At 74.1% G+C, this 18,371-nt stretch carries 4 protein-coding genes; all 4 read left to right on the top strand.

Translation table 11 applies throughout. The features are described 5' to 3' along the window. Position 1: 1 nt before the first annotated feature. The 4 genes from pabB (at position 2) to ACQKM2_RS22435 (ending at position 18,360) form a co-directional block, all read left to right on the top strand. The gene (pabB, locus tag ACQKM2_RS22450) at positions 2–2,161 is read left to right on the top strand and encodes an aminodeoxychorismate synthase component I (RefSeq protein ID WP_427712248.1); all 2,160 of its coding nucleotides are present in this window, start codon (positions 2–4) and stop codon (positions 2,159–2,161) included. After that, complete coding sequence (locus tag ACQKM2_RS22445; RefSeq protein WP_427712245.1) at positions 2,158–4,521, top strand: glycoside hydrolase family 3 protein; 2,364 nt, start codon at positions 2,158–2,160, stop codon at positions 4,519–4,521. Before pabB ends, ACQKM2_RS22445 begins: the two co-directional genes overlap by 4 nt. Beyond that, entirely contained in the window at positions 4,518–5,708 is a 1,191-nt protein-coding gene (locus ACQKM2_RS22440) for a 4-hydroxybenzoate 3-monooxygenase (RefSeq protein WP_427712244.1), read from the top strand. The genes ACQKM2_RS22445 and ACQKM2_RS22440 overlap by 4 nt, the downstream gene beginning before the upstream one ends. A 70-nt stretch (positions 5,709–5,778) precedes the next feature. After that, entirely contained in the window at positions 5,779–18,360 is a 12,582-nt protein-coding gene (locus ACQKM2_RS22435; protein ID WP_427712241.1) for an SDR family NAD(P)-dependent oxidoreductase, read from the top strand. The last annotated feature ends 11 nt before the right edge of the window (positions 18,361–18,371 follow it).

Here is an 18,371-nt window from a genome sequence, read left to right as displayed (position 1 = left end):
CATGCGGACCCTCCTCATCGACAACCACGACTCCTACACCTACAACCTGTTCCAGCTGCTGGCCGAAGTGAACGGCGAGGAACCCGTCGTCATCGCCAACGACGCGGCCGCCGTCGCCGACCTGGACCTCGACGCCTTCGACAACATCGTCATCTCGCCCGGGCCCGGCCATCCGGCCCGCTCCCGCGACTTCGGCGTCTCCCGGGACGTCCTCGTCAAGGCGAGCATCCCCGTGCTCGGCGTCTGCCTCGGCCACCAGGGGCTCGCCGTGTGGGCGGGCGGCGAGGTCGTACCCGCACCCGTACCCGTGCACGGGGAGGTCGCCCGGGTCCGGCACGACGGGGACGAGCTCTTCGCGGGGATCCCCGAGGAGTTCGGCGCCGTCCGCTACCACTCCCTGTGCGTGGCCCAGCCGCTGCCCTCCGACCTCCAGGCCACCGCCTGGTCCGAGGACGGCGTCGTCATGGCACTGCGCCACCGGCTGATGCCCCGCTGGGGCGTCCAGTTCCACCCGGAGTCCATCGAGACCGAGTACGGCCGCCGGATGCTCGCCAACTTCCGGGACCTGACCCTGGCCGACCGCGCCGAGCGCACCGGCGGCCGCCCCGCCGCCACCGCACCCGCCCGGACCGCCGCCGCCCGCACCGCGGACACGCCGGCACCGGTCCGGACCGCCGCCGGCCCGGGGGACCGCACGCACTACGCGCTGCACCTCGCCGAACTGGACACCGCGGTCGACACCGAGACCGCGTTCGCCTCGCTCTTCGCCGGATCCCCGCACGCCTTCTGGCTCGACAGCGCCCGCGTCGAGACCGGCCTGTCCCGGTTCTCCTTCCTGGGCGACGCCCGCGGCCCGCTCGCCGAGACCGTCCGCTACCGCGTCGAGGACGGCGTCGTCGAGGTCGACTCCGCCACCCCGGGCAGCCACCGCGAGTCCGTCTTCGACTACCTCCAGCGGGAACTCGCCCGCCGGGTCATCGACGCCCCGCCGCTGCCCTTCGACTTCACCGGCGGCTACGTCGGCTACTTCGGCTACGAACTCAAGGGCGACTGCGGATCCCCCAACCGGTACACGTCCCCCACCCCCGACGCCGTCTGGATCTTCGCGGACCGGTTCCTCGCCGTCGACCACCAGGAGGGCCGCACCTACCTCCTCGCCCTCAGCACCGACCCGGCCACCGCCGACGGCGCCACCCGCTGGCTCGCCGCCACAGCCGACGCCCTCGCCCGGCAGGAAACCGCCCCGGCCCCCGCACCCGCCCCCGCCGGCGGGCCCGCGGTCTCGGTGGAACCCCTGCTGGCCCGCGGCCGTGACGCCTACGTCCAGGACGTCCTGCGCAGCCAGGAGTACCTGACCGCCGGCGAGAGCTACGAGATCTGCCTGACCAACGTCGCCGAGGTCCCCGCCACCGACGACGGCTTCACCGCCTACCGCCGGCTGCGCCGCGCCAACCCCGCACCGTACGCCGCCTACCTGCGGCTCGACGGCACCGAAGTGGCCTGCTCCTCCCCGGAACGCTTCCTCAAGATCACCGCCGACCGGGTCGCCGAAGCCAAACCGATCAAGGGAACCGCCCCGCGCGGCGCCACCCCCGCCGAGGACGACCGCGCCCGCCGCGAACTCGTCGCCAGCGCCAAGACCCGCGCCGAGAACCTGATGATCGTCGACCTGATGCGCAACGACCTCGGACGCGTCTGCGAAGTCGGCTCCGTCCACGTCCCCGTCCTGATGGCCGCCGAAAGCTACGCCACCGTCCACCAGCTCGTCTCCACCATCCGCGGCACCCTCAAGGACGGCAACGACGCCATCGACTGCGTCCGCGCCTGCTTCCCCGGCGGCTCCATGACCGGCGCCCCCAAACAGCGCACCCTGGAGATCATCGAGTCCCTGGAGGGCCGCGCCCGCGGCATCTACTCCGGCGCCATCGGCTACCTCTCCTGCAACGGCACCACCGACCTCAACATCGTCATCCGGACCATGGTCCTCGCCGACGGGCACTGGCGGATCGGCGCCGGCGGCGCCGTCGTGCTCGGCTCCGACCCCCACGACGAGTACGACGAAATGCTCCTCAAGGCCGACGCCCCCGCCCGCGCGCTGCTCCCGGCCCGCCCGGACACCACCCAGCCCGCCCCCGAACGAACCGGAAGTGACCAGCGATGACCCCGCAGACCCCCGTCGACGTGACCGCCCTCGTCCAGGCCATGACCCTCGACGAGAAGCTCTCCTTCGTCCACGGCTCCGACGACCCCGAGGCCCTCGGCCAGTCCGGCTACATCCCCGGCGTCCCCCGCCTCGGCATCCCGGAACTGCGCATGACCGACGGCCCCGCCGGCGTCCGCATGAAGCGCAAGACCACCACCGCGCTGCCCGCCCCCATCGCCCTGTCCTGCACCTTCGACGACGAACTCGCCGCCCGCTACGGCGAGTACCTCGGCCACGAAGCCCGCGCCAAGCGCCAGGACGTCCTCATCGGCCCGATGATCAACGTGCTGCGCCAGCCCTTCGGCGGCCGCAACTTCGAGCTGTACGGCGAGGACCCGCTGCTCGTCACCGCCATCGGCACCGCCGTCGTCAACGGCATCCAGTCCCAGGGCGTCATCGCCATGCCCAAGCACTTCGCGGCGAACAACCAGGAAGAGAACCGGATGGCCGTCGACACCGTCGTCGACGAACGCACCCTCCGCGAGATCGAGTTCCCCGCCTTCGAGGCCGCCGTCCGGGCCGGCGCCGGCGCGTTCATGGGCGCCACCAACAGCGTCAACGGCCACCCCAGCTGCCAGAACGAGACCCTCCTCACCACCGTCCTGCGCGACGAGTGGGGCTTCGAGGGCTGGGTCATGTCCGACTGGGACGCCGTCCACGACACCGCCGCCATCGAAGCCGGCCTCGACCAGGAGATGCCCGACGGCGCCCACCTCGGCGAGCCGCTGCGCGAGGCCATCGCCGAAGGCCGCATCGACGAGGCCGTCCTGGACCGCGCCGTCGCCCGCATCGTCGGCCAGATGGCCCGCTTCGGCCTCATCGGCGACGACACCCCCCGCCCCGAGACCACCCGCGACGCCGAGCGCGGCCGGGCCCTGGCCCTCGAAGTCGCGACCGCCGGCTCCGTCCTCCTGCACAACCCCCGGGGCGTCCTGCCGCTGTCCGCCGACAAGCTCACCGAGCCCGGCCCCGCCGCACACGGCCTCGCCGTCATCGGCCGGCCCGCCACCGTCCCCAAGACCGCCGGCGTCGGCAGCGCCCTCGTCGTCCCCGAGCACGCCGCCACCCCCCTCGACGTCCTGCGCACCCGCCTCGGCGACGACGCCGTCGAATTCCGCATCGGCGAGGACCCGGCCGGCCGCCCCATCCCCGAATCGGCACTCGTCCCCGCCTTCCGCGAGGGCGAGGTCCCCGCCGGCCCCTCCACCGAGCCCGACTACTTCTACGAGGGCGAACTCACCATCGAGACGGAGGGCCGCTACCGCATCGCCGTCACCGCACTCGGCGGCTACGCGGCCATCGACCTCGAAGGCCACCCCCGCGTCTTCGCCGGCAGCTCCTTCGGCGACACCGCCGGCCTCACCGTCGACCTCCTCCCCGGCACCTACAAGCTCGTCCTCTCCGCCCTGCCGATGCCGGGCAACCCCGTCCACCTCACCCTCGGCTGGGTCACCCCCCAGCAGGCCCAGGCCGACATCGACGAAGCCGCCGAAGCCGCCCGCGGCGCCCGCGCCGCCATCGTCTTCGCCTACGACGAGCTCGCCGAACTCATCGACCGCCCCGCCCTCCCCCTGCCCGGCCTCCAGGACACCCTGATCTCCGCCGTCGCCAAGGCCAACCCCAACACCGTCGTCGTCCTCAACACCGGCTCCTCCCCGACGATGCCCTGGCTGGACGACGTCGCCGCCGTCCTCGACGTCTGGTACCCCGGCGAGGCCGGCGCCGAAGCCACCGACGCCCTCCTGTTCGGCGACGCCAACCCCAGCGGCAAGCTCACCCAGAGCTTCCCCGTCGACGCCGACCACACCTCCGTCGCCGGAGACCCCCTGCGCTACCCCGGCGTCGACGGCCGCGTTGAATACCAGGAGGGCATCTTCGTCGGCTACCGCTGGCACGACGAGCACGCCGTCGCCCCCCTCTTCCCCTTCGGCCACGGCCTCAGCTACACCACCTTCGGCTACGAGGACCTCCGCCTCACCGCCCACGGCCGCGAACTGACGGTCACCTGCACCGTCCGCAACACCGGCGACCGCGCCGGCCGCGAAACCGTCCAGGTCTACCTCGGCAGCAGCCCCGACGTCACCGCCCCCCAGGCCCCCAAGGCCCTCGCCGGCTACGCCACCGCCCACCTGGAGCCCGGCGCGACCACCACCGTGGACATCGTCCTCGACGCCCGCCGCTTCGAGTACTGGAACACCGGCACCGGCACCTGGACCGTCGCCGCCGGCCCCCGCACCGTCTCCGTCGGCCGCTCCTCCGCCGACCTCCCCCTCACCGCCACCGTCCACGTCGACCCGGCCGGAACGGTGAGCCCGTGACCCCGGCCCCCCAGCGGATCCACACCCCGGTCTGCGTCATCGGCGCGGGCCCCGCCGGCCTGCTCCTCGCCCGGCTCCTCGAACTGAACGGCATCGACTGCGTCGTCCTCGAACGCCGCGGCCGCGACCACGTCGAACGCCGCGTCCGCGCCGGCCTCCTCGAACAGGGCACCGTCGAAGCCCTCCGCCGGGCCGGCGCCGCCGAACGCCTCGACCGGGAAGGACTCGTCCACGAAGGCTTCGAACTCCGCCTCGACGGCGACGTCCACCGCCTGCCCTTCACCAAACTCACCGGCCAGTCCGTATGGATGTACGGACAGCAGGAAGTCGTCAAGGACCTCATCGCCGCCCGCACCGCCACCGGCGGCGCACTCCACTTCGACGTCGACGACGTCCGCGTCGACCGCCTCGCCGGCGACGGCGCGACCGTCACCTGCACCCTCGACGGCCGCCCCACCGAGATCACCTGCGACTTCGTCGCCGGCTGCGACGGCTTCCACGGCGTCAGCCGCACCGCCGTCCCCGCCGCCACCCTCACCACCAGCACCCACACCTACCCCTACGCCTGGCTCGGCATCCTCGCCGCCGCCCCGCCCATGACCCCCGAACTCGTCTACGCCACCGGCGAGCGCGGCTTCGCCCTCCAGAGCATGCGGTCCACCACCGTCAGCCGCCTCTACCTCCAGGTCCCGCCCGGCGAAACCGCCGACACCCGCACCGACGAGGAGATCTGGACCGAACTCGACCTCCGCCTCGCCGGCGGCACCGGAGCCCTCCCCACCGGCCCCGTCCTCGAACGCACCCTCGTCCCGCTGCGCAGCTTCCTCTGCGAACCCATGCAGCACGGACGGCTCTTCCTCCTCGGCGACGCCGCACACATCGTCCCGCCCAGCGCCGCCAAGGGACTCAACCTGGCCGTCGCCGACGCCGAACTCCTCGCCGGAGCCCTCGCCGTCTGGTACGGCACCGGACGGCGCGACGCCCTCGACGCGTACTCGCCCACCGCCCTGCGCCGCGCCTGGCTCGGCCAGGAGTTCTCCCGCTGGATGACCGACCTGCTGCACACCGGCCCCGGCGACACACCCTTCGACCGCGGCCTGCGCCGGGCCCGCTTCGACCACCTGACCGGCTCCACTGCCGCGGCGACCGACTTCGCCGAGCAGTACGTGGGCCAGTCACGACGCTGACGGCCACCCCGCCCGGTCCGCCGCCGGGGGCAGCCTCTTCGACCTGATCAAACAGGAGTTTCGGTACGTCATGACAAACGAAGAAAAGATGCTCGACCACCTCCGGTGGATGACGGCCGAACTCCACCAGACCCGGGAGCGGCTGCGGACCGCCGAAGAACCCGAACCGGTCGCGATCGTGTCGATGAGCTGCCGCTACCCCGGCGGCGTCAGCACCCCCGAAGAACTGTGGCAGCTCGTCGCCGAAGGCCGCGACGCCGTGGCCGGCTTCCCCGCCGACCGCGGCTGGGACCTCGACGCCGTCTACCACCCCGACCCCGACCACCAGGGCACCAGCTACGTCCGCGACGGCGGCTTCCTCGCCGGCGCCGCCGAATTCGACGCCGCCTTCTTCGGGATCTCCCCCCGCGAGGCCCTCGCCATGGACCCCCAGCAGCGGCTCCTCCTGGAAACCGCCTGGGAGGCCTTCGAACGCGCTGGCATCGACCCCACCTCCCTGCGCGGCAGCCGCACCGGCGTCTTCGCCGGCGTCATGCACCACGACTACGCCGCCGCCCCCCGCGACCTGCCCGAAGGCGTCGAGGTGTACCTCGGCAGCGGCAACGCCGGCAGCGTCGCCTCCGGCCGCGTCTCCTACGTCCTCGGCCTGGAAGGCCCCGCCGTCACCATCGACACGGCCTGCTCCTCCTCCCTCGTCGCCCTCCACCTCGCCGCCCAGGCCCTCCGCCAGGGCGAATGCACCATGGCCCTCGCCGGCGGCGTCACCGTCATGGCAGACCCCGCACTGTTCGTCGACTTCAGCCAGCAGCGCGGCCTCGCCCCCGACGGCCGCTGCAAGCCCTTCGCCGCCGCCGCCGACGGCACCGGCTGGGGCGAAGGCGCCGGCCTCCTCCTCCTGGAGAAGCTCTCCGACGCCCGCCAGAACGGACACCCCGTCCTCGCCGTCATCCGCGGCTCCGCCGTCAACCAGGACGGCGCCAGCAGCGGCCTCACCGTCCCCAACGGCCCCTCCCAGCAGCGCGTCATCCGCCAGGCCCTCGAACAGGCCCGCCTCACCCCCCGCGACGTCGACGCCGTCGAAGCCCACGGCACCGGCACCACCCTCGGCGACCCCATCGAAGCCCAGGCCCTCCTCGCCACCTACGGCCAGGACCGCACCCCCGACGACCGGCCCCTGCTGCTCGGATCCGTCAAGTCCAACCTCGGCCACACCCAGGCCGCCGCAGGCGTCGCCGGCGTCATCAAGATGGTCGAGGCCATGCGCCACGGCGTCCTCCCCAAGACCCTCCACGTCGACGAACCCACCCCGCACGTCGACTGGACCGCCGGAGCGGTCTCCCTCCTCACCGAGAACACCGACTGGCCCCGGACCGGAGCACCCCGCCGCGCCGCCGTCTCCTCCTTCGGCATCAGCGGCACCAACGCCCACCTGATCCTCGAACAGCCCGAACCCCACACCCCCGACGAGGAACCCCCCACCGCCCCCGCCCCCCACCCCCCGGTCGTGGCCTGGCCCCTCTCCGCCCGCGGCCCCGAAGCACTCCGCGCCCAGGCCCGCACCCTGCTCGACCACACCGCCCACGGCACCCCCCTCGCCGACACCGGCCACACCCTCGCCACCGCCCGCGCCGCCCTCACCCACCGCGCCGTCGTCCTCGGCACCACCACCGACGAACTCCACGCCGGCCTGCGGGCCCTCGCCGACGGCACCCCCGCCGACAACCTCGTCCACGGCACCACCCGACCCGACCCCCGCACCGCGTTCCTGTTCACCGGCCAGGGCGCCCAACGCCCCGGCATGGGACGCGAACTCCACGCCGCGTACCCCGTCTTCGCCGAGGCCTTCGACCAGGCCTGCACCCACCTCGACCGCTACTTCGACACCCCCGTACGCGACGTCGTCTTCGACGGCTCCCCCCTCCTCGACCGCACCGAGTACACCCAGGCCGCCCTCTTCGCCCTCGAAACGGCCCTCTACCGCCTCGCCGAGAGCCACGGCCTGCGCCCCGACTTCCTCCTCGGCCACTCGGTCGGCGAACTCGTCGCCGCACACGTGTCCGGCATGCTCCCCCTCGCCGACGCCGCCGCGCTCGTCGCCGCCCGCGGCCGGCTCATGCAGTCCCTGCCCGAAGGCGGCGCCATGGCCGCCGTCGAAGCCGCCGAGGACGAAGTCCGCGCCGCCCTCACCCCCGGCGTCGACATCGCCGCCGTCAACGGCCCCCGGTCCGTGGTCCTCTCCGGCACCGAGACCGCCGTACTCGACGCCGCCGCCCGCCTCGCCGCCGCAGGCCACCGCACCAAGCGCCTCAAGGTCAGCCACGCCTTCCACTCCCTGCTGATGGAACCCATGCTCGACCGGTTCCGCGCCGTCGTCGCCCGCCTCGACTTCCGCCCGCCCGCCATCCCCGTCGTCTCCAACGTCACCGGCCGCATCGCCACCGCCGAAGAACTCGCCACGCCCGAGTACTGGGTGCGCCACGTCCGCCAGGCCGTGCGCTTCCACGACGGCGTCCGCACCCTCGCGGACCACGGCGTCACCACCTTCGTCGAACTCGGCCCCGACGGAATCCTCACCGCCATGGGGCAGAACTGCCTCGACGAGGACTCCGGCATCCGCTGGAGCACCGCCCTGCGCCGCGACCAGCCCGAGCCGACCGCCTTCACCCGGGCCGTCGCCGAGGCCCACACCCAGGGCATCCCCGTCGACTGGGACACCGTCTTCCCCGGCGCCCGCCGCGTCGACCTCCCCACGTACGCCTTCCAGCGCGAGCGGTACTGGCTGCAGAGCGGCGGCGCCGCCGGCGACGTCACCGCAGCCGGCCTGGACGCGGCCGGACACCCCCTCCTCGGCGCGATGGTCACGGTCGCCGCCTCCGACGACCTCCTCTTCACCGGCCGCCTGTCCCTGACCGCGCAGCCCTGGCTCGCCGACCACGCGGTCGCCGGCACCGTCGTGCTGCCCGGCACCGCCCTCGTCGAACTCGCGGTCCGGGCCGGCGACCAGGTCGGCTGCGGACTCCTCGAAGAACTCACCCTGGAAGCCCCGCTGGTGCTGCCCGGGCGCGGCGCCGTCCAGATCCAGCTCGCCGTGGGCCCCGCCGACCCGGACGGCCGCCGCACGGTCACCACGTACGCCCGCCACGAGGACGGCCCCTGGACCCGGCACGCCGAAGGCGTCCTCGCCCCCACCGCCCCCACCCCCGCCGACCCCCTCCCCGGCGGAACCTGGCCCCCCGCCGGAGCCGAAGCCGTCGACCTGGACCCCTTCTACACCCGCCTCGCCGACTCCGGATTCGCCTACGGGCCGGCGTTCCAGGGGCTGCGCGCGGCCTGGCGGCTCGGCGACGAGGTGTACGCGGAGGTCGGCCTCGACCGCGACCGGCAGGAGGCCGCGGGCCGCTTCGGCCTCCACCCGGCCCTCCTCGACGCCGCCCTCCAGGCGGCCGGCGCGGGCACCCTCCTCCCCGACAGCGGCGAGGCCCGCCTGCCGTTCGCCTGGCGCGACGTCGCCCTCCACGCCACCGGCGCCCGCACCCTCCGCGTCCGGCTGACCCCGGCCGGCGAGGACGCGGTCACCCTGACCGCCACCGACGAAGCCGGCCTCCCGGTGGTCACCATCGCCTCCCTCACCCTGCGGCCCATGACCCCGGGCGGACCGACCCGGACCGCCGACACCCTGTTCGCGCTGGACTGGGTGGCGGCCCCGGCGGCCTCGGTGGCCGAGCCGCTGCCTGCGGGCGTGGTGTGCGAGGTGGACACTTCGGCCGGTGTGCGCGAGGCCCTGGGCCGGGCCCTGGAGGTGCTCCAGGACTCCCTCGCGGGGGAGGACCGCGTGGTGTTCGTGACGCGCGGTGCCGTGGGCGATGAGGTGCGTGACCTGGCGGGTGCGGCGGTGTGGGGTCTGGTGCGTTCCGCCCAGTCGGAGCACCCGGGCCGTTTCAGCCTCCTGGACCTGGAGGAGGCCGTCGACCCGACCCCGTACCTGACCTGCGCCGAGCCGCAGGCGGCGGTGCGCGGGGGAGCGGTACGCGTCCCCCGCCTGACCCGCACCCCGGCCGCGCCGGAGTCCGCGGGCCTGTCGTTCGCCGAGGGCGGCACCGTCCTGGTCACGGGCGGTACGGGAGTCCTGGGCCGGGCGGTGGCCCGCCACCTGGTCACCGAACACGGCGTCCGCGACCTCCTCCTGGCCAGCCGCTCCGGCGGCGCCGAGGACCTGGTCGCGGAACTGTCCGGTCTGGGCGCCTCGGTGACGGTCGCCGCCTGCGACGTCGCCGACCGCGAGGCCCTGGCCTCCCTGCTGGCCGCGATCCCCGCCGACCACCCCCTCACCGCCGTCATCCACACGGCCGGCGTGGTGCACGACGGAACGATCGAATCCCTCACCCCGGAGAGCATCGACACGGTCCTGCGCCCCAAGGCGGACGCCGCCCGCAACCTCCACGAACTCACCGCGGACCTCGACCTGTCGGCATTCGTGCTCTTCTCCTCCGTCGCCGGCCTTCTCGGCGCCCCCGGCCAGGGCAACTACGCAGCCGCCAACGCCTACCTGGACGCCCTCGCCCAGTACCGCCGCTCCCTCGGCCTGCCCGGGATCTCCCTGGCCTGGGGCCTGTGGGCCGAACGCAGCGGCATGACCGGCGCCCTCGACGCCGGCGACGTCGACCGCATCAACCGCGGCGGCATGACCGCCCTCGCCACCGAAGAGGCCCTCGCGCTCCTCGACACCGCCCCCGCCCTCGACCGGGCCGTGCTCTTCCCCATGCGCCTCGACCTCAAGGCGCTCCCCACCGGCCCGTCCCTGTCGCCCGCCCTGCGCGGCCTCGCAACGGCGACTCCGCTGCGCCCGACCGCCGGCGCGGCACCCCGCACCGGGGGCTCCTCCCTCGGACAGCGGCTGGCCGGCCTGCCCGAAGCCCAGCAGACGCGCACCCTCCGCGACCTCGTCGTCACCGAGGTGACCGCCGTACTCGGCCACCGCGCCCCCGGCGCCCCGGAACCGACGCAGGTGTTCAAGGACCTCGGCTTCGACTCCCTGTCCGCCGTGGAACTGCGCAACCGGCTCAGCACCGTCACCGGCCTGCGCCTGCCCGCCACCCTCATCTTCGACCAGCCGACCCCCGCCTCCCTCGTCGCCTACCTGAAGACCCGCCTCGTCGACACCGCCGACGCGTCGGCACCCGCCACGGCGGCCGCCCCGCTGCCCGCCGACGAGCCGATCGCCATCGTCGGCATGAGCTGCCGCTTCCCCGGAGGCGTCCGCTCCCCCGAGGACCTGTGGCGCCTGGTGCTCTCCGGCGGCGACGCCATCGCGGACTTCCCCGCCGACCGCGGCTGGGACATCGACTCCCTCTACCACCCCGACCCCGCCCACGCCGGAACCTCCTACGTCCGAGAGGGCGGCTTCCTCGACGGGGCCGCCGACTTCGACCCCGTGTTCTTCGGGATCTCCCCCCGCGAGGCCCTCGCCATGGACCCCCAGCAGCGCCTCCTCCTGGAGACCGCCTGGGAGACCTTCGAGAACGCCGGGATCGCCCCGACCGCGATGCGCGGAAGCCGCACCGGCGTCTTCACCGGCGTCATGTACCACGACTACGTCAACCTCCTCCACGACGAGGACGGCCTGGAGGGCTACGCGGGCAACGGCAGCGCGGGCAGCATCGCCTCCGGCCGCATCGCCTACACCCTCGGCCTCGAAGGCCCCGCGGTCACCGTCGACACGGCCTGCTCCTCCTCCCTGGTGTCGGTCCACCTCGCCGGCCAGGCGCTGCGGCAGGGCGAATGCACCATGGCCCTGGCCGGCGGCGTGACCGTCATGTCCAGCCCGAACACCTTCGTCGAGTTCAGCCGCCAGCGCGGCCTGGCCGCCGACGGCCGCTGCAAGCCCTTCGCCGCGGGCGCCGACGGCACCTCCTGGTCCGAGGGCGTCGGCATGGTCCTGCTCGAACGCCTCTCCGACGCACGGCGCAACGGGCACCAGGTGCTCGCCATCGTGCAGGGCTCGGCGGTGAACCAGGACGGCGCGTCCAACGGCATGACCGCCCCCAACGGCCCCTCGCAGCAGCGCGTCATCGAACAGGCCCTGTCCAAGGCCCGGCTGACGGCACGCCAGGTCGACGTGGTGGAAGCGCACGGCACGGGCACCACCCTCGGCGACCCCATCGAGGCCCAGGCCCTCCTGGCCACCTACGGCCAGGACCGGGCGGAGGACCGGCCGCTGCTGCTGGGCTCGGTCAAGTCGAACCTGGGCCACACCCAGGCCGCGGCCGGCATGGCCGGCGTCATCAAGATGGTCATGGCGATGCGCCACGGCGTGGTGCCGATGACCCTGCACGTGGACGAGCCGACCCCGCACGTCGACTGGTCGGCGGGCGCGGTGCGCCTGCTGACGGAGACGGTGCCGTGGCCCGAGACGGGCCACCCGCGCAGGGCCGCCGTGTCCTCGTTCGGCATCAGCGGCACCAACGCCCACACCATCCTCCAGGAGGCCCCGCAGGACCCCCCCGCCGCCGACGCCGACACCACCCCCGCCCCGGGACTCCCGGTGTGGGTGCTGTCGGGCCGTGACGCGGACGCCGTCCGCGCCCAGGCGGGCCGGCTGCTGGAGCGGGTGACGGCCGACCCGGAGCCGGACCCGGCCGACGTGGCCTTCTCGCTGGCTGCCTCACGGGCCGCGCTGGGCAGTCGCGCGGCCGTGGTGGCCGGAGACCGTACGGGCCTGCTGGCCGGGCTGGAAGCCCTGGCGGAAGGCCGCTCGGCGTCGGGCGTGGTCGAGGGCGCGGTGTCCGGTGGGAAGTCCGCGTTCCTGTTCTCGGGGCAGGGTGCGCAGCGTCCGGGGATGGGCCGGGAGCTGTACGAGGCGCAGCCGGTGTTCGCGGCGGCCTTCGACGAGGTGTGCGGTCACTTCGACTTCCCCCTGAAGGACGTGGTGTTCGGCGGCGGGGACGAGGTCCACCGCACCGAGTTCACCCAGCCCGCGCTGTTCGCCGTCGAGGTGGCGTTGTACCGGCTGGCGGAGTCCTACGGCGTCCGTCCGGACTTCGTGGCCGGGCACTCGATCGGTGAGATCGCCGCCGCGCACGTGGCGGGCGTCCTCTCCCTCGCGGATGCTGCGGCACTGGTCCGCGCCCGTGGAGCGCTGATGGGTGCGCTGCCGGAGGGCGGGGCGATGGTCTCGATCCGCGCCACGGAGGAGGAGGTCCGTCCGCTGCTGTCGGCGGATGTCGACATCGCTGCGGTCAACGGCCCCCAGTCCGTGGTGATCTCGGGTGCCGAGGACGCCGTCCTGGCCGTGGCCGCGCAGCTGGCCGAGCAGGGCCGCAAGACCAAGCGCCTGACGGTCTCGCACGCCTTCCACTCGCCACTGATGGAGCCGATGCTCGACGCGTTCCGCGAGGTCGCCGAATCCCTGGCCTACTCCGAGCCGGAGATCCCGGTCGTCTCCAACGTCACCGGCGGGCAGATCACCGAGTTCACGGCCGAGTACTGGGTCGAGCACGTCCGGGGCGCGGTCCGCTTCGCCGACGGCATCGACCACCTCGCCGCCCAGGGCGTCGCCCACTTCCTGGAGCTGGGCCCGCAGGGCGTCCTCGCCGCCATGGCGGGGGAGTCCCTCCCGGAGGGCTTCTCAGGGCTGCTGGCCCCCGTGCTGCGCAAGGACCGTCCCGAGCCGGAGGCCTTCCTCGGCGCCCTCGCCGAGGCCTGGACCCGCGGCCTCCCCGTCGACTGGCTGCCGTTCCTCTCCGGCCGCCGCGTCGACCTGCCCACGTACGCCTTCCAGCGGCAGCGCTACTGGCCCGGCACCGGCTACGCCCCCGCCGCGCAGACGGAGCCGGCGTCGCCGCTGGCGAAGCGCCTGGAGGCGGCGGACGACCCGGCGCGGGTCCTCCTCGACCTGGTCCGCGACACCATCGCCACCGTCCTCGGACACGCCGCGCAGGAGACGGCCGACCCCGAGCGGGCCTTCCGGGACTACGGCTTCGACTCGATGACCGCCGTGGAGTTCCGTACCCGCCTCGGCACCGCCACCGGGCTGCCGCTGCCCGCGACCCTGGTCTACGACCACCCGACGCCGGCCGCGCTCGTCTCCCACCTCCACGCCGAGCTCCTCGGCGGAACCGGAACCGGAGCGGCCCGGGTGCGCCGCGTGGTCGGCAGCGACGAGCCGATCGCCATCGTCGGCATGAGCTGCCGCTTCCCCGGCGACGTCGGCTCCCCCGAGGACCTGTGGCGCCTCGTGGAGTCCGGAGCCGACGCGATCTCGCCCTTCCCGCGCGACCGGGGCTGGAACATCGGGGCGCTCTACGACCCGGACCCCGAGCACCAGGGCACCACGTACACCCAGCACGGCGGGTTCCTCCGCAACGCGGCCGACTTCGACGCCGGCTTCTTCGGGATCTCCCCGCGCGAGGCCCTCGCCATGGACCCCCAGCAGCGGCTGCTGCTGGAGGTGGCGTGGGAGGCGTTCGAGCGTGCCGGCGTGACCCCGGCCGCGGCGCGCGGCAGCGGCACCGGCGTGTTCGTCGGCACCAACGGCCAGGACTACACGGCCCTGGTGTCGCAGTCAGCCGAGAGCCTGGAGGGCTACCTCGGCACGGGCGGTGCCGGCAGCGTCGCCTCCGGCCGCATCGCCTACGCCCTGGGCCTCGAAGGCCCCGCGCTGACCGTCGACACCGCGTGCTCCTCGTCGCTGGTGGCCCTGCACCTGGCGACGGAAGCCCTGCGGCGCGGCGAATGCGAACTGGCCCTCGCCGGTGGTGTGACCGTCATGTCGACCCCGCAGTCGTTCATCGACTTCAGCCGCCAGCGGGGCCTCTCGCCCGACGGCCGCTGCAAGCCGTTCGCGGCCGCCGCGGACGGCACGGGCTGGTCCGAGGGCGTCGGCATGCTCCTCGTCGAGCGGTTGTCGGACGCGCGCCGCAACGGCCACCAGGTCCTCGCGGTGATCCGCGGCAGCGCCGTCAACCAGGACGGTGCCTCCAACGGCCTGACCGCCCCCAACGGCCCGTCCCAGCAGCGCGTCATCCGCCAGGCCCTCGCCAACGCCGGTCTCACGGCCGACCAGGTCGACGCGGTCGAGGCGCACGGCACGGGCACCCCGCTCGGCGACCCGATCGAGGCCCAGGCCCTCCTCGCCACCTACGGGCAGGACCGCCCTGCGGACCGCCCGCTGCACCTGGGCTCCCTGAAGTCCAACATCGGCCACACCCAGGCCGCGGCCGGGGTCGGCGGCGTCATCAAGATGGTCATGGCGATGCGCCACGGCCTCCTGCCGCGCACCCTGCACGTGGACGAGCCCACCCCGCACGTGGACTGGGAAGCCGGTGCGGTCGCCCTCCTCACCGAGAGCACGGCCTGGCCGGAGACCGGCCGTCCGCGCCGGGCGGCCGTGTCCTCCTTCGGGATGAGCGGCACCAACGCCCACCTGGTGCTCGAACAGGGACCGCTCGACACCCCGGACCAAGCCGCGCAGACCCCTGCCGTCCCGGCGCCGTGGCTGCTGTCCGCCGCGACGGCGGAGGCACTGCGCGGGCAGGCCCGCCGCCTGCGCGACCACGTCGCGGACCGGCCGGCCTTCGACCCGGCCGAGATCGGACACGGCCTGGCCACGACCCGCGCCCTGTTCCCGCACCGGGCCGTGGTGACCGGCGCCGACCGCACCGAGTACCTGACCGCGCTCGACGCCGTGGCACGCGGCGAGGCCGACACCGACCACGTCCAGGCACCGGGCACGTCCGCGTTCCTGTTCTCGGGGCAGGGTGCGCAGCGTCCGGGGATGGGCCGTGAGCTGTACGAGGCGCAGCCGGTGTTCGCGGCGGCCTTCGACGAGGTGTGCGGTCACTTCGACTTCCCGCTGAAGGACCTGGTGTTCGGCGGCGGGGACGAGGTCCACCGCACCGAGTACACCCAGCCGGCCCTGTTCGCCGTAGAGGTGGCCCTGTACCGGCTGCTGGAGTCCTACGGCATTCGCCCGGACTTCGTGGCCGGTCACTCCATCGGTGAGATCGCCGCCGCGCACGTCGCGGGGGTTTTCTCGCTGGCCGACGCGGCCCGTCTGGTGGCGGCCCGCGGCGCTCTCATGGGCGCCCTGCCCGAGGGCGGGGCGATGGTCTCCGTCCAGGCCGGCGAGGACGAGGTCCGTCCGCTGCTGTCGGCGGACGTGGACGTCGCTGCGGTCAACGGTCCGCAGTCCGTGGTGATTTCGGGTGCCGAGGACGCCGTCCTGGCCGTGGCCGCGCAGCTGGCCGAGCAGGGCCGCAAGACCAAGCGCCTGACGGTCTCGCACGCCTTCCACTCGCCGCTGATGGAGCCGATGCTCGACGCGTTCCGCGAGGTCGCCGAATCCCTCACCTACGGCGCGCCCTCGATCCCGGTGGTCTCCGCCCTCACCGGGGAGCCGACCACGCCGGACTACTGGGTGCGCCACGTCCGCGAGGCCGTCCGCTTCCACGACGCCATGCGCCACATGGAAGCCGCCCGGGTCGACACCTACCTCGAACTCGGCCCCGACGCCGTCCTGACCGCCATGGGCCAGGCCTGCCTCGACGAACCTGCCGCCCTCCTGCCCCTCATGCGCCGCGACCGCTCCGAGACGCGCACCCTGCTCGCAGCCCTCGGCCGCGCCCACGCGCGTGGGGTAGCCCTCGACCTGCCCGCCCTCTTCGCGGGCGCACCGGAGGCCCCCGCCGACCTTCCGACGTACGCCTTCCAGCACGAGCGGTACTGGCCCCGCATCGCGGAACAGCCCGCAGCCCCCAGCTGGCTCGTACCGCGACGGGACGCCCTCGACGACCTCCTCTACCAGGTCACCTGGCAGCCGGTGGACACGGCGCAGCCCGTCGTGTCCGGCCGGTGGTTGGTGGTGTCGGCGGAGGCGGGTGCGGGTGTGCTGTCGGTGCCGGGTGGTGTCGAGGTGGTGGAGCTGGTCGCGGGTGGTCTGTCCCGTGGTGAGCTGGCCGAGGTGTTGTCGGGTGTCGGTGCGGTCGATGGTGTGGTGTCGCTGCTGGGTGTGGCGGGTTCGCTGTCGTTGGTGCAGGCGCTGGGTGATGCGGGTGTCGGTGCGCGGTTGTGGTGTGTGACGCGTGGTGCGGTGTCTACGGGTGCCGCCGATCGTGTGGTGGATCCGGTTGCTGCGCAGGTGTGGGGTCTGGGCCGGGTGGCGGCGTTGGAGTTCGGTGAGCGCTGGGGCGGTCTGGTGGACGTCCCGGAGGTCCTGGACGAGCGGGCCGCGGCTCGGCTGTGGGCCGTCCTGTCGGGCGGTACCGGCGAAGACCAGGTCGCGGTGCGTGCCGGGGGTGTGTTCGTTCGTCGTCTGGTGCGTGCGCCCTTCGCTCCGGTGCCGGGGGAGGTGTGGCGGCCTGATGGTCCGGTGCTCGTGACCGGTGGTACCGGTGCGCTGGGCGTGCGGGTGGCCCGCTGGCTGGTTTCGGCGGGCGCGAAGGACCTCGTCCTGACGAGCCGTCGGGGTCTGGATGCTCCGGGCGCCGCCGAGCTGGTCGCCGAGCTGGCCGAGTCGGGCGTGACGGCGTCGGTCGTCGCGTGTGACGTGGCTGATCGGGACGCGGTGGCGAAGCTGCTGGTCGACCACCCCGTCAACGCGGTGTTCCACGCGGCGGGAGTGCTGGACGACGGTGTGCTGGACGGTCTGACCCCCGACCGTCTGGCGGCGGTGCTGGCTCCGAAGGCGGACGCGGCGCGTCATCTGCACGAGCTGGCGGGTGAGTTGGGGTTGGACCTGTCGGCGTTCGTGTTGTTCTCGTCGTTCGCGGGGACGGTCGGAGGCGCCGGCCAGGGCAACTACGCGGCGGCGAACGCCACTTTGGACGCGTTGGCCGAGCAGCGGCGGGCCGACGGACTGCCCGCCACCTCCATCGCCTGGGGCCCGTGGGCCGACAACGGCATGGCGGCGGACGAGACCGTCGCCGAACGGATGCGCCTGGCCGGCATGACCGGCCTGCCCACCGCAACGGCCTTCGCCGCACTCGCCCGGGCCCTCGCCCACGGCGACGACACCCTGACGGTCATCGACATCGACTGGCAGCGCTTCGCGCCGGGCTTCACCTCCGCCCGGCCGAGCCCGCTCCTCGCCGGCATCCCGGAAGCCGCCCGGCCCGCCGACGAGCCCGCCCGCACGGACGCCGGCCTCGCGCAGCGACTGGCGGCACTCCCGGCGGCCGAGCGGACCGACGCCCTGCTCGACCTGGTCCGCACCCACGTGGCCGGCGTACTCGGCCACGGGTCGCCGCAGCGCGTGGGCGCCGACCAGCCGTTCAAGGGCATCGGGTTCGACTCCCTGACGGCGGTCGAGCTCCGCAACCGGCTCGGCAGGGCCACCGGCCTGGCCCTGCCCGCCACCGCCGTCTTCGACCACCCCAACCCGGCCGCGCTCGCCGCGTACCTCCTCACCGAGCTGTGCGGGGACCTCGGCGACACCGACCCGGAGGAGGACCGGATCCGCCGGGCGCTCGCCTCGATGCCGCTCTCCCGGATCAGAGAGGCCGGCCTGCTGGAAGTGCTGCTGGACCTCGCCGGACTCGAAGCGGGCGGCGGCGCGCAGGAAGCGGCGGCCGACCCGGACGACACGGCCCCGGAGGACATCGACGAGATGGACGCCGACGCCCTGATCCGTCTCGCCATGGACAACACGGACTCCTGACGGTCCGGGAA

The organism is Streptomyces sp. NPDC004126, assembly GCF_050275515.1.
GTDB lineage: Bacteria > Actinomycetota > Actinomycetes > Streptomycetales > Streptomycetaceae > Streptomyces.
Note: the sequence above shows the minus strand (reverse complement) of the source record. Positions and strands in the feature narration are given on the sequence as shown.